Below are 16,247 nucleotides of genomic sequence, written 5' to 3' on the forward strand. Positions count from 1 at the left end.
AACCCGCCGTAATTCTAGCGCGAAAATGCTACTAAACTCGTAATCTGGTTTCTAAAGGAAAATATGTATTACAAAATGTAAAAAATACGGAACTTTGTGAGAGAACTCAAAATTTACAAAAATAAAAAAAGGCCGGCAGTGCCGACCTCGTTATATATATGAATTTCTTATATTTAATGCTGAATTTTAGAAACTCGCATTGCGTGGAGTACGCGGGAACGGGATAACGTCCCTGACATTCTGCACGCCAGTCACATAGGCGATTAAACGTTCAAAGCCCAAACCGAAGCCTGAATGTGGCACGGTACCGTAGCGACGCAGGTCACGATACCACCAGTAATCTTCTTTATTCAGACCCATTTCTTCCAGACGGGCATCCAGTACATCCAGACGCTCTTCACGCTGTGAACCGCCAATGATTTCCCCAATACCTGGCGCCAGAACATCCATCGCCGCGACGGTTTTACCATCGTCGTTCAGGCGCATATAAAACGCTTTAATGTCTTTTGGATAGTTTTTCACCACGACCGGCGCTTTAAAGTGCTTCTCTGCCAGATAACGCTCATGCTCAGAGGAGAGATCGACACCCCAGGAAACCGGGTTCTCGAAGGTCTGACCGCAGTTCATCAGGATCTCAACCGCATCGGTATAGTCAACCTGGGCAAAATCGGTGGTGATGAAACGCTGCAGGCGCTCAACCGCCTCTTTATCCACGCGCTCAGCGAAGAAGGCCATATCATCGGCGCGTTCTTCCAGTACCGCGTTGAACACATACTTCAGCATTGCTTCTGCCAGTGCGGCGGCATCATCCAGGGTCGCAAACGCAACTTCCGGCTCCAGCATCCAGAATTCTGCCAGATGGCGGCTGGTGTTGGAGTTCTCTGCGCGGAACGTCGGACCGAAGGTGTAAATCTTCGATAAAGCGCTGGCATAGGTTTCGCCATTCAGCTGACCGGAAACGGTCAGGAATGCCTCTTTACCAAAGAAGTCTTCGCTGAAGTCGACTTTACCCTGATCGTTACGCGGCAGGTTTTCCATATCCAGCGTAGAGACACGGAACATTTCGCCCGCACCTTCGGTATCCGAGGCGGTGATCAGCGGTGTGGAGACCCAGAAATAGCCATTTTCATGGAAGAAGCGATGCAGCGCCTGCGCCAGAGTATGACGAACGCGGGCGACCGCGCCAATCAGGTTGGTGCGCGGGCGCAGGTGAGCCACTTCACGCAGATACTCGATGCTGTGGCGTTTCGCCGCCATCGGGTAGCTGTCCGGATCTTCCACCCAGCCCACCACGTCCAGACTGGTTGCCTGAATTTCAAATGCCTGACCCTGACCCGGTGATGCCACGACTTTACCGGTGACAATAACGGAACAGCCCGTGGTCAGACGCAGCACTTCATCCTGATAATTATTCAGAGAATTATTGACGACAGCCTGAACGGGATTAAAGCAGGAGCCGTCATAGACAGCGATGAAGGAAAGACCGGCTTTGGAATCTCTTCGGGTACGCACCCAACCACGTACGGTGACTTCACTGTCAACCGCGACGCGACCGTGCAGTACGTCCGCTACAGGCACTACGCTCATAAATATCTCTCTATATAGAAGAAGTGAGGAATAAAGTTACCCCATCCGGGGTTTTGCTATGTTACTTGTGAGTCTTCAGGAAACAAGCAAAATTCAGGGGAAAGCCGATTTATTACAGCAGAGGCGGGGCGCATCAACGCCCCGATAAGAAAGGGTTAACTCGCTTTTTTTACCAGCGGCAGATCAAAAGCTTTGCGCAGGGCTCTGACAAAGGCTTTATCCTGGCAGATGGTTTTGCCCGGGCTGTCTGACAGTTTCGCCACGGGTTTGCCATTGCACTGCACCAGTTTGATAACGATGTTGAGGGGTGTGACACCCGGAATATCGCAGGTGAGACGCGTACCGATGCCGAACACCACATTCGTCCGCTGGCCAAAGTGGCGATAAAGCGCCAGTGCTTTATCAAGATTTAAGTTATCAGAAAAGACCAGATGTTTGCTTTGCGGGTCGATACCCAGCGTCTGATAGTGGGCGAGGGCTTTTTCGCCCCATTCAACCGGATCGCCGGAGTCGTGCCGCAGTCCCTGATAGCGGCGGGCAAACACCGGACCGAAATCGCGCAGGAACGCATCCATGGCGATGCAATCGGTCAGTGCGATGCCCAGCTTATCGTCATACTCATCCAGCCACGCCTGCAACGCAGCACGCTGGCTGTTGGCAAGGACCGGGCTAATTTGCTGGAAGGCCTGGAACCACTCATGCGCCTGGGTACCCACCGGCGTCAGTGACAGACGACGCGCCAGATCATAGTTACTGGTGCCAATCAGCCACGGAAAATCCTGTTTCAGCGTGGAGACGATCGCCTGCTGCACATCCTGCGAATAGCGACGACGGGTGCCGAAATCCATCAGGCGGAAGCGTGACATATCAAGATCAGCGACCTGCGTCTTAAAGCTGTCAAGTTTCTGATGCAGGTGGTCAATCGCCTGCTGAGTGGTGACCTCGGGCGTGCGATGACGATGCACAATCTCACTGATCAGCGCCAGCAGCGGCACCTCCCACATGATCACTTCCCGCCACGGACCCTCGATACGAAGTTCCAGTTTGCCGTGGTGATTACGTACCTCAACCTGTTCCGGGTTGTAGCGGAACTGGCGCAACCAGGTAAGGTAATCCTGCCGGAAGAAGGGGAGGTGAGATAACCAGGTCGCTTCATCATCAGTCAGCGCCAGGTGTTGCATGGCATTAATCGCGTCACGAATTTCGTCGGCGTAGAGACCCAGCAGTTCGTCGCTGCGGCAGCGAAACTCCGCCGCCACCGTTACGTCATGATAGCGGTGGAAAACGGCCTGCTGCATATGGAGCTTATAGGCGTCCGTATCCAGCAGGGAGGTCAGTATCGGGGAAGCATGTCCTGTCATGGCGCGTTTCAGCATCCTGTTCGGTGGCGCAGTGCCCGGTGTTGTACACAGTCATAAAGACGCAAAAGTATAATTCACTATCTGAGGCCGATCACAGCATATTTCAGTCGGGCGGGTCGAGGCCAATCTGTGCCTTTGTTAACAAAGTGTAGCCATTTCACCCTTTAGGTGCATTGTGCGTGGCAAGCTTGTAGTAACAAGCTTAGACTTTGCCGGTAAACTTATAACAACGCGAGACGGAATATGACGCAACAGCCCCAAATCAAGTATCGCCACGACTACCGTGCGCCCGATTACACCATCACCGATATCGATTTAACGTTTGAACTGGATGCGTCCACGACCCGCGTAACGGCCATCAGCCAGGTTAAACGCCTGAGCGACAGCCAGGCTGAGCTGCGACTTGACGGCGAAGCGTTAACGCTGATTGCGCTGGAGGTCGATGGGCAACCCTGGACGGCCTTCCGTGAAGAAGAGGGTGCACTGGTGATCAGCCAGCTGCCGGACAGCTTCACCCTGAAAATCATCAATGATATTCATCCGGATCAGAACACCGCGCTGGAAGGGCTCTACAAATCGGGCGAGGCGCTCTGCACCCAATGTGAGGCTGAAGGTTTCCGTCATATTACCTGGTATCTCGATCGCCCGGACGTACTGGCACGTTTTACCACCACCCTTTATGCCGACGGAGAACGCTATCCCTTCCTGCTCTCTAACGGTAACCGCATTGACAGCGGCCGGGATGAGCAGGGCCGCAGCTGGGTGAAGTGGGAAGATCCGTTCCCGAAACCCTGCTACCTGTTTGCGCTGGTGGCGGGTGATTTCGACGTCCTGCGCGACAGCTTCACCACCCGCTCAGGGCGTGATGTGGCGCTGGAGATCTTCGTCGATCGCGGTAATCTCGACCGCGCCGACTGGGCGATGACGTCGCTGAAAAACAGCATGAAGTGGGATGAAGAGCGTTTCGGCCTGGAGTATGACCTCGACATCTTTATGATCGTCGCGGTGGACTTCTTCAACATGGGTGCCATGGAGAATAAAGGTCTGAACGTCTTTAATGCCAAATATGTGCTGGCGAAAGCGGAAACCGCCACCGATAAAGACTACCTCGGCATTGAAGCGGTCATCGGCCACGAATATTTCCACAACTGGACCGGTAACCGCGTCACCTGCCGCGACTGGTTCCAGCTCAGTCTGAAAGAGGGACTGACGGTGTTCCGCGATCAGGAGTTCAGCTCCGATCTGGGCTCACGTGCGGTGAACCGCATCGATAATGTGCGTATCGTGCGCGGTGCGCAGTTCGCCGAAGATGCCAGCCCGATGGCACACCCGATCCGTCCGGATCAGGTCATTGAGATGAACAACTTCTACACCCTGACGGTGTATGAAAAAGGGTCAGAAGTCATCCGTATGCTGCACACCCTGCTGGGTGAAGAGCATTTCCAGAAAGGGATGCGGCTCTATTTTGATCGTCACGACGGCAGCGCCGCCACCTGTGATGATTTTGTTCAGGCGATGGAAGATGCCTCACAAGTCGATCTGTCGCAGTTCCGCCGCTGGTACAGTCAGTCTGGTACGCCTGTCCTGACGGTGCGCGACGATTACAATCCGGAGCTGGAGCAGTACACGCTGCATGTCACGCAGCACACCCCAGCCACTGCCGATCAGAAAGAGAAGCTGCCGCTGCATATTCCGCTGGATATCGAGCTGTATGACGGTGAAGGCAAGGTGATCCCGCTGCAGAATAACGGCCATCCGGTGCATCATGTGCTGAATGTCACCGAAGAGTTCCAGACCTTTATCTTTGATAACGTGTACTTCCAGCCGGTGCCGTCGCTGCTGCGTGAATTCTCCGCACCGGTGAAGCTCGACTACAAATGGAGTGATGCTCAGCTCACCTTCCTGATGCGTCATGCGCGCAACGACTTCTCCCGCTGGGATGCGGCGCAGAGCCTGCTGGCAACCTACATCCGTCTGAATGTGGCCCGCTATCAGCAGGGCCAGCATCTGTCGCTGCCGCTGCATGTCGCCGATGCCTTCCGCGCCGTGCTGCTCGATACTGACAGCGACCCGGCGCTGACCGCACTGATCCTGACACTGCCGTCAGAAAATGAGATTGCCGAGCTCTTTGACACTATCGATCCGCAGGCGATTTCACTGGTGCGTGACGCCCTGCAACGCACGCTGGCTCGCGAACTGGCCGATGAGTTCTTTGCGATTTACAACGCCAGTCAGCAGCCTGAATACCGCGTGGAGCATGATGCGATTGGTCAGCGCAGCCTGAAAAATATCTGCCTGACCTATCTCGCCTTCGGCGATGCGCAACTCGCGGACAAACTGGTGCAGACGCAGTATCAGCAGGCGACCAACATGACGGATGCACTGGCCGCGCTTTCTGCCGCAGTGGCGGCTCAGTTACCGTGCCGCGATGCGCTGCTTGCGGCTTACGATGAGCGCTGGCATCAGGATGGTCTGGTGATGGACAAATGGTTTGTGCTGCAGGCGACCAGTCCGGCTGCCAACGTGATGCGCAATGTACGTCAGTTGCTGAATCATCGCTCTTTCACCATGAGCAATCCGAACCGCGTTCGCTCGCTGGTGGGGGCTTTTGCCTCGGCGAACCCGGCCGCGTTCCATGCTAAAGATGGCAGCGGGTACAAGTTCCTGGTGGAGATGCTCACCGACCTCAACACCCGTAATCCGCAGGTTGCGGCGCGAATGGTGGAGCCGCTGATTCGTCTCAAGCGTTATGACGAAGGCCGTCAGGCGATGATGCGCCAGGCGCTGGAACAGCTGCTGGAGCTGGATAAACTCTCTGGCGATCTCTACGAAAAAATTACCCGGGCACTGAACGCCTGATAATAAAAAGGCGGAGCGCCTGAGACGGCCTCCGCCCTTTTTTCAGCGCTGCTGCGCATAACGTAACGGCTGAGGTCGCTCCCTCCGCTGCATCACCCGATCAAGCACCTCTGCTTCCAGCTCGGCCAGCCGCGCCGACCCCCGACGCCGCGGCCGTGGCAGATCCACCAGCAGATCCAGACCGATCTCACCCTCTTCGATCAACAATACGCGATCGGCCATCACTACCGCCTCACTCACATCATGCGTGACCAGCAGTACGGTAAAGTGATGCTGCTGCCACAGCGATTCAATCAATTCCTGCATTTCAATGCGGGTCAGGGCATCCAGCGCGCCCAGCGGTTCATCCAGCAGCAACAGACCGGGCCGATGGATCAGCGCTCTGGCCAGCGCCACGCGCTGTTTCTGGCCACCTGAGAGTGCAGCGGGCCACTCACTGGCGCGATCGGCCAGGCCAACCGCCGTCAGGGCATCCATGGCCGCGCTGCGCCATTCGCGTCCGCGCAGTCCCAGCCCGACGTTATCGATGACTTTTTTCCAGGGCAGCAGTCGCGCATCCTGGAACATCAGACGGGTATCGTCGCGCGCCGACTGCAGCGGGGCATTGCCCGCCAGCAGTTGACCGCTGGTGCTTTGTTCAAGTCCGGCCAGCAGGCGCAGCAGGGTGCTTTTGCCACAGCCGCTGCGACCCACTACCGCGACAAACTGACCTGAAGGAATATGCAGATCGATTTTATTGAGAATGGTGCGACTGCCATACTGTTTGCTGACGCCGTTAACGCCAACCGGGGTGCCGGTATTCAGTCGTGCCGGTGAGAAAGTCTGGCTCATGCGTTCTCCTCCTTCAGTTGATAAGCGGGGTGCCAGCGCAGCCAGACGCGTTCAAGTAACAACGCAGCGACATCTGCCAGTTTCCCGAGCAGGGCGTAGAGGATTATGGCCACCACGACCACATCGGTTTGCAGGAATTCACGCGCATTCATCGCCAGATAGCCGATACCGGCGTTGGCGGAAATAGTCTCGGCGACAATCAGCGTCAGCCACATCAGACCGAGCGCGAAACGCACGCCGACCATAATATTTGGCAGTGCGCCGGGCAGGATTACCTGGATAAACAGACGCCAGCCGGAGAGGCCGTAACTGCGAGCCATCTCAACCAGCCCGCGATCGATATTGCGGATGCCGTGATAGGTATTCAGATAAATCGGGAACAGCGTGCCCAGCGCCACCAGAAAGATTTTGGCGGACTCATCAATCCCGAACCAGAGGATCACCAGCGGGATCAGCGCCAGATGCGGTACGTTGCGCAGCATCTGCACCGAGGTATCCAGCAGGCGCTCACCGGTTTTTGAGGTGCCGGTAATCAGCCCGAGTATCAGGCCGACAGAACCGCCGATGCTGAAGCCGATCAGTGCCCGCCAGCTGCTGATCGCCAGATGCTGCCAGAGCTCACCGCTGGCCGTCAGCTGCCAGAAAGTGGTCACAATTTTCTCCGGCGCAGGCAGAATACGGTTCGATAACCAGCCGGTTTGTGACGCAATCTGCCACACCACCACAATCAGCATCGGCAGCAGCCACGGCACCAGCGTATCAGCAAGGCGTTTTCGGTTTCTGGCCATCATCCTCTCCTCAGCCCCGGGCGACTTTTTTCTCAGGGGTGAAATCGTTAGCAACCGCTTCACCGTGTGCCTGGACCACACGCGGCTGTGGCACCAGTGGAACCTGCAGATCAAGATGCGGGAACAGCAGTTCGCCCACGCGATAGGCCTCTTCCAGATGCGGATAACCCGACAGGATAAAGGTCTCGATACCCAGCGCTTCATACTCTTTGATGCGTGCGGCCACGGTCGGGCCATCGCCGACCAGTGCAGTACCGGCTCCGCTGCGCACCAGACCCACGCCTGCCCACAGATTCGGGCTGATTTCGAGTTTGTCGCGGCGACCGCCGTGCAGCGCGGCCATCCGGCGCTGTCCCACAGAATCGGCCCGCTGGAATGCCGCCTGTGCCTTCGCGATAGTGGCGTCATCCACATTGGCAATCAGCCGGTCGGCTGCCTGCCAGGCTTCTTCATTCGTTTCACGTACAATCACATGGAGACGGATGCCAAACCGCACGCTTCGGCCCTGCGCGGCCGCTTTCGCACGCACCTGATCAATCTTCTCTTTGACCTGTGCAGGCGGTTCCCCCCAGGTGAGGTAAACATCGACCTGCTCGGCTGCCAGTTCCTGAGCCGGTTCAGAAGAGCCACCAAACCAGAGTGGCGGGCGAGGCTGCTGCACCGGTTTAAACATCAGTCGTGCGCCGCGAACCTTAACGTGCCTGCCTTCATAATCGACGGTTTCGCCTTCCAGCACCCGACGCCAGACGCGGGTGAATTCGGCGGATTCCGCGTATCGTTCACGGTGATCAAGAAACACGCCGTCGCCCGCCAGCTCTTCCGGATCGCCGCCGGTAACCAGGTTAAACAGGGCGCGGCCGTTGGAGAGGCGATCCAGGGTGGCAGCCTGACGCGCCGCCTGAGTCGGTGAAATGACGCCGGGGCGCAACGCCACAAGAAAACGCAGGCGTTGAGTGACCGGAATCAGCGAGGCGGCAACCAGCCAGGCATCTTCACAGGATCGGCCGGTTGGGATCAGCACACCGCCAAAGCCAAGACGGTCAGCGGCCTGTGCAACCTGCTGCAGATAGGCGTGATCAACCGGACGCGCCCCTTCTGCGGTACCAAGATAGTGGCCGTCGCCATGCGTCGGCAGAAACCAGAAAATAGATACGCTCATGCATGCTCCTTACTGCGTTACGGTATGCGGGTGCCAGATACGATCCTGAATCGTCACTTTGACTGGCAACAGATGACTGGCATAAAACAGATCAGCGGTGCGCTGCTGTGCTGCTGCGGTTTCGGCACTGACCGGCGAAATCCGGGTCGGTGGCCGATGGCTCAGATAGCTGGCAATCACCGGTTCAGGCAGGCCCATCGCCTGCGCCAGTAATGCGGTGCTCTGCTGACGCTGGCTGATAGTCAGCGCATCGGCCGTACTGAAGGTGTCAAGCACCTGCTGGATAAATGCGCCGTGCGCGTCGGCATAGCTGCGGGTCGCTAAATAGAAGGAACCGGTCAGATTCAGTGCGCTGCCATCAATCAGCAGGCGCGAATTCCCCTGAAGCAGCACCGAAGAGTAGTAGGGGTCCCAGATTGCCCAGGCATCAACGTCACCCTGCTGGAAGGCGGCGCGAGCATCGGCGGGCGTCAGATAGACGGGGGTGATGTCTTTAAACGAGAGGCCCGCCTGCTGTAAGGCGCGCAGCAGTAAGTTGTGTGAGCTGGAGCCTTTCTGGAAGGCAACTTTTTTTCCTTTCAGATCGGCGACCTGTTTCAGCGTGCTGTTTTTCGGCACCAGAATCACTTCTGATTGAGGTTTTGGCGGCTCGGAACCTACATAGAGCAGATCCGCGCCTGCGGCCTGAGCAAACAGCGGCGGAAGGTCACCGGTACTGCCGAGGTCAATACTGTTGATGTTCAGTGCTTCCAGCATTTGCGGGCCAGCCGGGAATTCGATCCACTTGATGTGAGTATGGGGAAAGCGCTTCTCCAGTAACTGGTGTGATTTCGCCAGCACCATGCTGACAGAGCCTTTCTGATAGCCGATGCGAATCTCAGCCGGATCCGATTCGGCGGCCTGTACCTGAAGGCCAGCCAGCAACAGTCCCGTCACCAGCCACTTTCCTAATCTCTGCTTCATCGATCTCTTCCTTATACCGCTTGCGCAACGGGGTGGTGGTGACGGGTCAGCGCCAGCCAGAAAGCGGAAACGGCTTCGTCCAGACGCACGGCCAGTGAATCCTCCAGTACAGGCTGACGATCGTAATGCGTGACCTGGCTGTCTTCGGCATAAATCCCGTGCAGGATTTCCTGTGCTTTTAAGGCGTTGAGAACCGGCTTCAGCGCGTAGTCCAGCGCCAGCATGTGACCGGCACTCCCGCCGCTGGCGAGGGGTAACACAACTTTGTGCTCCAGTGCGCGTTCCGGTAACAGGTCGAGCAGCGTCTTCAGTGCGCCTGAAAATGAAGCTTTATAAACAGGCGTCGCCACAATCAGGCCATCAGCTGAGGCCAGGTCTTCACGCAGCGCCAGCAGCGCAGGCGCATCAAAACGCGCATTAATCAGATCGTCAGGCTGAAAGTTATGAATATTCCAGGGAATGACTTCAATGCCACGTGCCTCCAGCTTGTGCTGACACAGTGTCAGCAACGACGTAGAGCGGGAGGGAAATCGTGGGCTACCTGCCAGCGTAATAACTCGCATCATCACTCCTTATAACTAAAAGTTATTGATTATCTAAAGTTGAGAACTTATGCCTTCATACTGTCAGAGCAGGGGAGTGGGCTTAAATGATTTATCCGGCAAAGCAAGGGTGAAAACTGCAAATAGAAGGACTGGCGGCAGATAATAAAAAGCCCCGCTTCCGATAATTCTTAAAAAAAGGGCTGACAGCCTGATAACTCATTAAGCGCAGTGATGCGAGAAGGTTGAAAACGGACGGGTAGCGTAAAAAATTATCTTTCTTCTGATTGCTTAACCATTCTCCCTGTGACCGCCTCCGTGATTAAGCGCAGCGGCATCCCGAAACCGGGGGGTAAACCCGCTTAGCAGCAGCTTATTTCAGCGACGTTCCGGCCAGGCATTAGGATTAATTGCAGAAGGTAAACTGTAATAAAAATGAAGGAATGCTGAACTTATTCATCATTTCAGATGTTCGCTTACATATTCCTGATTCTGGTTACGCCTGCGTTGTGCGGGTATTTTAAATCGTTCCTCAACGGTTTTAATCTTGTAGCGGGTTATAGATGCACTTCTTTAAACAGTGATAATCACAGGAAACGTTAAGATAACTTTTACAACTGGTCTTTTTTTGCATAACCGGTTTAAGATAATCAGGCTCAATGAAAGCCATCATAATATTAACGTATTACTTTTTTCGACGTTTCGCCTCGGGTCAGTCCCTGCATCAGGCAGGTGAATCGTATTGTCATTTTCTAACAGCAGAGAATTGCCTATGTCTGACATCCTGTTATCGGTTATTATTCCAACCTACAATGTAGAGAAATATATTGTGGAATGCGTCGATTCATTATTGCGCCAGGTTAAAGCGCCCAATGAAATAATCATTGTGAATGATGGGTCCACTGATGGAACATTAGCCCTGATTGAACAGAATTATTCGCATGTTTCTCAGGTGAAAGTGATTACCATTGAAAATGGCGGTCTGGGTAATGCGCGGGATACCGGCATCGCACTGGCGCAGGGGCAGTTTCTCTTCTTCTGCGACCCGGATGATGTTGTGGTTGATGGGCTTGTCACTGAGCTGGCAATGGTCGCGGAAAAGCATCCTGAAACCGATCTTTTCTGCTTTAACTCCTGCGTTTATGAAGATGGTCACATCGATGTGACCTCACCCAAAGTCAGACATGATCATTTTGGCCAGCAAAAACCGCAGGAAGTCTTTTTGCGACTGCTGCGTAACGGGCGATATACCTCTGCCGTCTGGAATTATGTGCTGCGAAAAAGCGTGATTGAACAGCATAAATTACGCTTTGTACGCCGCGTTCATGAAGACCACAATTTTACGCTTTCCGTCTTTATGAAGTGTCAGCACGCTTGGGTAAGTCGCCAGGTCTATTATAAACAGCGCATCCGCAGCGGTTCACTTACCAACAGTACCAAAGGGAATGAGTTTTTCTATCAGCGCTATGATGCCTTTATACATGCTTACAATACGTTAGTCAGTTCGATCCCTAAATCAGCCTGGCGTAGTTCGCTGGAAAAAGCCTATTTGCTGCAATCGTTTCGTTTGATGATCTATTTATCACTTTATAACGGGACGCCCGTGCCGGAATATGTCATTAATGCCATCCGATTTATGGGTCGTAACGTTAAAACGGAAAATATTAAAGAGTGGCTGTTGTTTAATCGGCCTGAGCTGTTTATTTCATTACAGAATTATAAGGTTAAAAAAGAGCTCAGGCGCGCCGCCTGATTCTGAAAAGCAGCCTGATTCTGAAAAATGTGAAGCGATATTGTTTATGCCTTAGCGAAATGAGAAGGTGAGACATGCAATGTGTATAAGGTTGTTGCGTCATGGCAAAAGTACTCGATAAAAGTCTGGTTGTTAATATTTTTTCGCTGCTGGCATACCGCGGTGCATCATTTTTGTTTCCGCTGGCCACGCTGCCTTATCTTGCCCGCGTTCTGGGCGTCGAGCAGATGGGTACGCTGGCGCTGGCCATCGCCTGCGTGCTCTATTGCAGCACCATCTCGGACTGGGGATTCAATGTCTTTACCACCAAAGATATTGCTCACCATCGTGATGACAAAGAACGTGTCAGCCAGCTCTTCTGGTCAACCTTCAACGCCAAGCTGATGCTGCTGGTGGTGACCAGCGGCACATTACTGACGGCAACCTGGTTTAATCCCGCCTGGCATCCGCTATTCTTTATTATTCTGGCGAACTGCACCACGCTGATAGGCTCGCTGTTTTCATTCGGCTGGCTGATGCAGGGATTCGAGAAGCTGGGTAAGACGGCGATGATCGCCACCTTCGGTAACTTCTGTGCCATTCCGCTGACCTTTTTGCTGGTGAAATCGCCGCAGGATACCTGGCTGGCGGCCCTGATCCCTGGCGCTGTTTCTATTATCAGTGCGGCGATTACGCTGAAGTTCGTGCTGGAGATGAAAGTCATTGGCCGTTATCGCTTTGAACCGCGTGAAATCAAACAGCGCATCACCGACAGCATGGATGTGTTTATTGCCATTGCTGGTGCCAATCTGTTTAACAGCGTCAACGTGGTGATTCTTGCTTCCTTTACCTCCACCTATATGGTCGGGATTTACAATGGTGCGGATCGCCTGCGTAAAGCGGCTAACTCTGTGCCAGAGCAGATCGGCAGTGCTTTCTTCCCGCGCGTCAGCCACCTGTTTGGCCGGGACAAACGCGCCGCCATTGCGGCGACGCGCAAAAGCCTGCTGCTGTCGTTTTCTCTGAGTCTGTCGATTGTGATCTTTACCTGGTTCTTTGCTGACCTGGTGGTCTCAATTTTACTGGGCAAAGACTTTATCCCGTCGGCTGATGTGCTGCGCGTCTTTGTGCTCTGCTTCCTGTTTGGCAACATTGCTTATCCGGCTGGATTACAGATTTTGATCCCTCACGGTCTGGCGCGCCAGCGTATGTGGGTAATGATGGCCGCTGGCGTAATTAACGTACCCCTGTGCTGTTTCCTGGCGTGGAAGTTTGGTGCCATCGGTGCAGCCTGGTCGATGGTGGGAGCTGAGGCGTTTGTCTGTCTTGGTATCTTTGGCATCATGCAGCGTCACGGCATCCTGCGGGAGTACCTCTTTCCTTCCGAGGTAAAAAACCAGCCCGTAAACGATTCCGCCGTTTAAGATCAAAGCATTTTCATATAGTTTTCTGCATCCCCGCCGTTCGATTTACTTTTGCGCCAGAGCACTTTACCATTCTGGCGCACATTTTCCCGTGCACCGACTTTCACGATTGCTTCCGTCCTTCAGGAGAGTGCATGTTTTATCCTATCGTCCGACCGGCGCTGTTTAAACTCGACCCCGAACGCGCACACGAACTCACCTTTCAGCAACTGCGTTTTATGAATGGCACGCCGCTGGAACGGTTTTATCGCCAGAATCTGCCGTCGCGTCCGGTCACCTGCATGGGGCTGACCTTTAAGAATGCCCTTGGCCTGGCCGCTGGTCTGGATAAAAACGCTGAGTGCATTGATGCGTTTGCGGCGATGGGCTTTGGTTTTGTTGAAGTCGGCACCGTCACGCCACGCGCCCAGTCAGGAAATGATAAGCCGAGGATGTTTCGCCTGGTAGAAGCGGGCGGCATTATCAATCGGATGGGATTTAATAATCTGGGCGTTGACCACCTGGTCGAAAACGTGAAGAAAGCGCGTTTTAGTGGCGTGCTGGGGATCAATATCGGTAAAAATAAAGATACCCCGGTCGAGCAGGGCAAAGAGGATTATCTGATCTGCATGGAAAAGGTTTATGCCCATGCCGGTTATATCGCCATCAATATTTCCTCGCCTAACACGCCAGGTTTGCGTTCACTGCAATATGGTGAGGCGCTGGACGATCTGCTCTCTTCCATCAAACAGAAACAAAAAGAGCTGGAAAAGCGTCATCTGAAATATGTTCCGCTGGCCGTGAAAATCGCGCCTGATCTCTCAGAAGAGGAGTTAATTCAGGTCGCAGACAGTTTAATTCGTCATCAGATTGATGGCGTTATTGCCAGCAATACCACGCTCGATCGTTCGCTGGTCAGCGGCCTTAAGCATGCTGAAGAAGTGGGTGGATTGAGTGGACGGCCGGTGCAGTCGCGCAGTACCGCAGTAATCCAGCGCCTCTCTCAGGAGCTGCAGGGACGCCTGCCCATTATTGGCGTAGGCGGGATCGATTCCCTGACGGCCGCGCGCGAAAAAATAGCCGCAGGCGCAACGCTGGTTCAGATTTATTCAGGTTTTATTTATCAGGGACCAGGATTAATTAAAGATATTGTCACGCATCTGTAAGACTATTCTCACAATGATTAGCCGGGGGGTTTATTTATCCCCTCGGCTCGTTTATATTTTGTCCTGTTACACGTTTTTCAGCTTTTCCTTAGGTTTCTTTTTTCGCTGAATTCTGCGCGATTTCTGACGCAGCGGTAAATACAGGGCACACGATGAAAATTAAACCCGATGATAACTGGCGCTGGTATTTTGATAGCAGCCACGACCGAATGATGCTCGACCTGGCAGACGGTATGCTTTTCCGTTCCCGTTTTTCCCGCAAAATGCTTACGCCCGATGCGTTTTCTGAATCGGGATTTTGTGTCGATGACGCCGCCCTCTATTACACCTTTGAAGAAACCTGTCGTCAGTGCAAACTCAGTGGCAGCCATTGCGCTGAACTGGTCCTGAATGCCCTGGTTGCTGCGCGCTTCCTGAAGCCACTGATGCCGAAAAGCTGGCACTTCACCGCGTATGCCCCTGCAATGCAGCCACGTTGCGGTGAAATGGTTCAGGTTACGCTGGCAGAAGAGGGCACCCAAGCCCGTTTGCTGGTCGTTGAAAGTGGGGATAATGCGGCACTTTGCCTTCTGGCACAGCCAGGATTAACCCTCGCGGGTAAAAGCATGGTGCTCGGCGATGCCATCAAAGTGATGAACGATCGCCTTCAGCCGCTGTATCAGGACGTCGCGCCGCGCTACGCCCGCGCAGTCTGATTACCGGAGTTCCACATCGCCTGCCGGAATGCAGCTACAGCTTAGCAGTGTTCCATCCTGACGCAGTGCGCTCTGTTTCAGCGCCTTCACCTCACCGGCCACCAGGCTCAGCTTACAGCTGCCACACAGACCTGCCCGACAGGAGTAAGGGATGCGAAAGCCCTGCATCTCCAGTTGATCCAGTAATACCTGCTGATTATCCCCGGTGAACGTTTGCCCCTGAAATGTTATAGACACGGCATCCGGCGCCTGCTGCAGCGGTTTCAGCGTTTCTACCACTTCACCGGCACCGTAGCTGCGCGGTGCATGACGTTTCAGGACAATCATTTCGTCACCCGCACGGACGACGCCACTGTTACGCGCCACTAAGTTCAGACCGAAGTCGATATCACCACTGCCATCCAGAGCGGTACGGAAAGTTTGCAGTGTAGCCAGCGGATGACCGGTGGGGTGCTTAAGCCCGGTCTCGGTGCTGACCGTAGTGAGCACGCAGCGACTGCATGGCTTGGGAACCTCAAAGATCACATCGCCAATCTGAATCTCAGCCCAGTTATCTTCATCCCACGCGGCAGCACCGCTGACAACCAGGTTCGGCCTGAACTGTTCGGCACGCACGCTGGCCGGGCAGCGCTGTTGCAGATCGTGCAGCGAGGCATTGTTGATAAGCAAAAACGGAAAGCCATCGGCAAAGCTCAGTGGAATATGATCAAATTTTTTGACCCGGCGGCTGGGTTGCGGCCCGACCCAGCGCAGCTGAACGTCACGCGGGAAGAACTGGCTCAGCCATTCATTAATCGCATCCGGGGCGATGCGCGCAGTAAAGTGGTTGCCCCAGACTTCGGTGGGATGATCCTGCTCATCAAAATCACTGAAGCGGATCAGAGACTGACTGCCATCCGGGGCCGACAGCAGCAGGCCATCCGGCAGAATAGCGGGCGTGAAGCGCACCATCTCCGGGTGCTGCCGGGCGGTGATAAAGGTGCCATCAGGTTCGGTCACCATAAAGAGACGATCAAAGGCCAGTCCGCTGTCAGTGGCCAGCGCGTGGGACAACGCTAATCCCCGCATCGACTTCACAGGATGAATAAATAAGCGGGAAAGCGTAATCATGGTGTTCTCCTTGAACCCGACGCACGACACAAAAGAAGCTAACTTTATGAC

General features: G+C 54.4%; 13 protein-coding genes. 5 read left to right on the forward strand and 8 right to left on the reverse strand.

The genetic code is table 11. The annotated features are described in order from the left end of the window. Positions 1 to 186: 186 nt before the first annotated feature. Together asnS and pncB are read right to left on the reverse strand one after the other, a co-directional pair. Positions 187 to 1,587 carry an asparagine--tRNA ligase gene (asnS, locus tag N5J69_RS14915; protein WP_279771353.1) on the reverse strand — a complete coding sequence of 467 codons (1,401 nt, stop codon included), beginning with the start codon at positions 1,585 to 1,587 and terminating at the stop codon, positions 187 to 189. A gap of 155 nt (positions 1,588 to 1,742) precedes the next feature. Next, positions 1,743 to 2,948 (reverse strand): nicotinate phosphoribosyltransferase, encoded by a 1,206-nt coding sequence (pncB, locus tag N5J69_RS14920; RefSeq protein WP_279771354.1) that lies wholly within the window; start codon positions 2,946 to 2,948, stop codon positions 1,743 to 1,745. 243 nt (positions 2,949 to 3,191) lie between these two features. On the opposite strand from pncB, the gene pepN reads away from it, so the two are divergent. After that, positions 3,192 to 5,807, forward strand: coding sequence for an aminopeptidase N (gene pepN / locus N5J69_RS14925; RefSeq protein ID WP_279771355.1), 2,616 nt, complete (start codon positions 3,192 to 3,194; stop codon positions 5,805 to 5,807). A gap of 42 nt (positions 5,808 to 5,849) precedes the next feature. Here pepN and ssuB read toward each other — a convergent pair whose 3' ends face one another. From ssuB to ssuE, 5 genes are read right to left on the reverse strand one after another with little or no spacing between them, the layout of a single operon-like run. Beyond that, complete coding sequence (ssuB, locus tag N5J69_RS14930) at positions 5,850 to 6,638, reverse strand: aliphatic sulfonates ABC transporter ATP-binding protein (RefSeq protein WP_279771357.1); 789 nt, start codon at positions 6,636 to 6,638, stop codon at positions 5,850 to 5,852. Next, entirely contained in the window at positions 6,635 to 7,426 is a 792-nt protein-coding gene (gene ssuC / locus N5J69_RS14935; RefSeq protein WP_279771358.1) for an aliphatic sulfonate ABC transporter permease SsuC, read from the reverse strand. Before ssuC ends, ssuB begins: the two co-directional genes overlap by 4 nt. 10 nt (positions 7,427 to 7,436) lie before the next feature. Further along, the gene (gene ssuD / locus N5J69_RS14940; RefSeq protein WP_279771359.1) at positions 7,437 to 8,585 is read right to left on the reverse strand and encodes an FMNH2-dependent alkanesulfonate monooxygenase; all 1,149 of its coding nucleotides are present in this window, start codon (positions 8,583 to 8,585) and stop codon (positions 7,437 to 7,439) included. Positions 8,586 to 8,594: 9 nt separating this feature from the next. After that, the gene (locus N5J69_RS14945; RefSeq protein ID WP_279771360.1) at positions 8,595 to 9,548 is read right to left on the reverse strand and encodes a sulfonate ABC transporter substrate-binding protein; all 954 of its coding nucleotides are present in this window, start codon (positions 9,546 to 9,548) and stop codon (positions 8,595 to 8,597) included. Positions 9,549 to 9,559: 11 nt separating this feature from the next. Further along, positions 9,560 to 10,111, reverse strand: a complete 552-nt coding sequence (ssuE, locus tag N5J69_RS14950; RefSeq protein WP_279771618.1) for an NADPH-dependent FMN reductase — start codon at positions 10,109 to 10,111, stop codon at positions 9,560 to 9,562. A 751-nt stretch (positions 10,112 to 10,862) separates the two neighbouring features. Here ssuE and N5J69_RS14955 point away from each other — a divergent pair. The 4 genes from N5J69_RS14955 (at position 10,863) to N5J69_RS14970 (ending at position 15,086) form a co-directional block, all read left to right on the forward strand. Beyond that, complete coding sequence (locus N5J69_RS14955; protein WP_279771363.1) at positions 10,863 to 11,843, forward strand: glycosyltransferase; 981 nt, start codon at positions 10,863 to 10,865, stop codon at positions 11,841 to 11,843. Positions 11,844 to 11,944: 101 nt separating this feature from the next. After that, positions 11,945 to 13,246: a flippase gene (locus tag N5J69_RS14960; protein WP_279771364.1), complete on the forward strand. Its 1,302-nt coding sequence runs from the start codon at positions 11,945 to 11,947 to the stop codon at positions 13,244 to 13,246. A 134-nt stretch (positions 13,247 to 13,380) separates the two neighbouring features. After that, a complete protein-coding gene (gene pyrD, locus N5J69_RS14965; RefSeq protein ID WP_279771365.1) occupies positions 13,381 to 14,391 on the forward strand; it encodes a quinone-dependent dihydroorotate dehydrogenase in 1,011 nt (336 codons plus the stop codon). Between the two features lie 152 nt (positions 14,392 to 14,543). Then, positions 14,544 to 15,086 carry a cell division protein ZapC gene (locus N5J69_RS14970; protein WP_279771366.1) on the forward strand — a complete coding sequence of 181 codons (543 nt, stop codon included), beginning with the start codon at positions 14,544 to 14,546 and terminating at the stop codon, positions 15,084 to 15,086. On the opposite strand, the gene N5J69_RS14975 is transcribed toward N5J69_RS14970, so the two are convergent. Continuing rightward, on the reverse strand, positions 15,087 to 16,196 hold the full coding sequence (locus tag N5J69_RS14975) for an MOSC N-terminal beta barrel domain-containing protein (RefSeq protein ID WP_279771367.1): 1,110 nt from the start codon (positions 16,194 to 16,196) through the stop codon (positions 15,087 to 15,089). Between the last annotated feature and the right edge of the window lie 51 nt (positions 16,197 to 16,247).

Source organism: Pantoea sp. GD03673, assembly GCF_029844725.1.
Classification (GTDB): Bacteria; Pseudomonadota; Gammaproteobacteria; order Enterobacterales; family Enterobacteriaceae; genus Pantoea.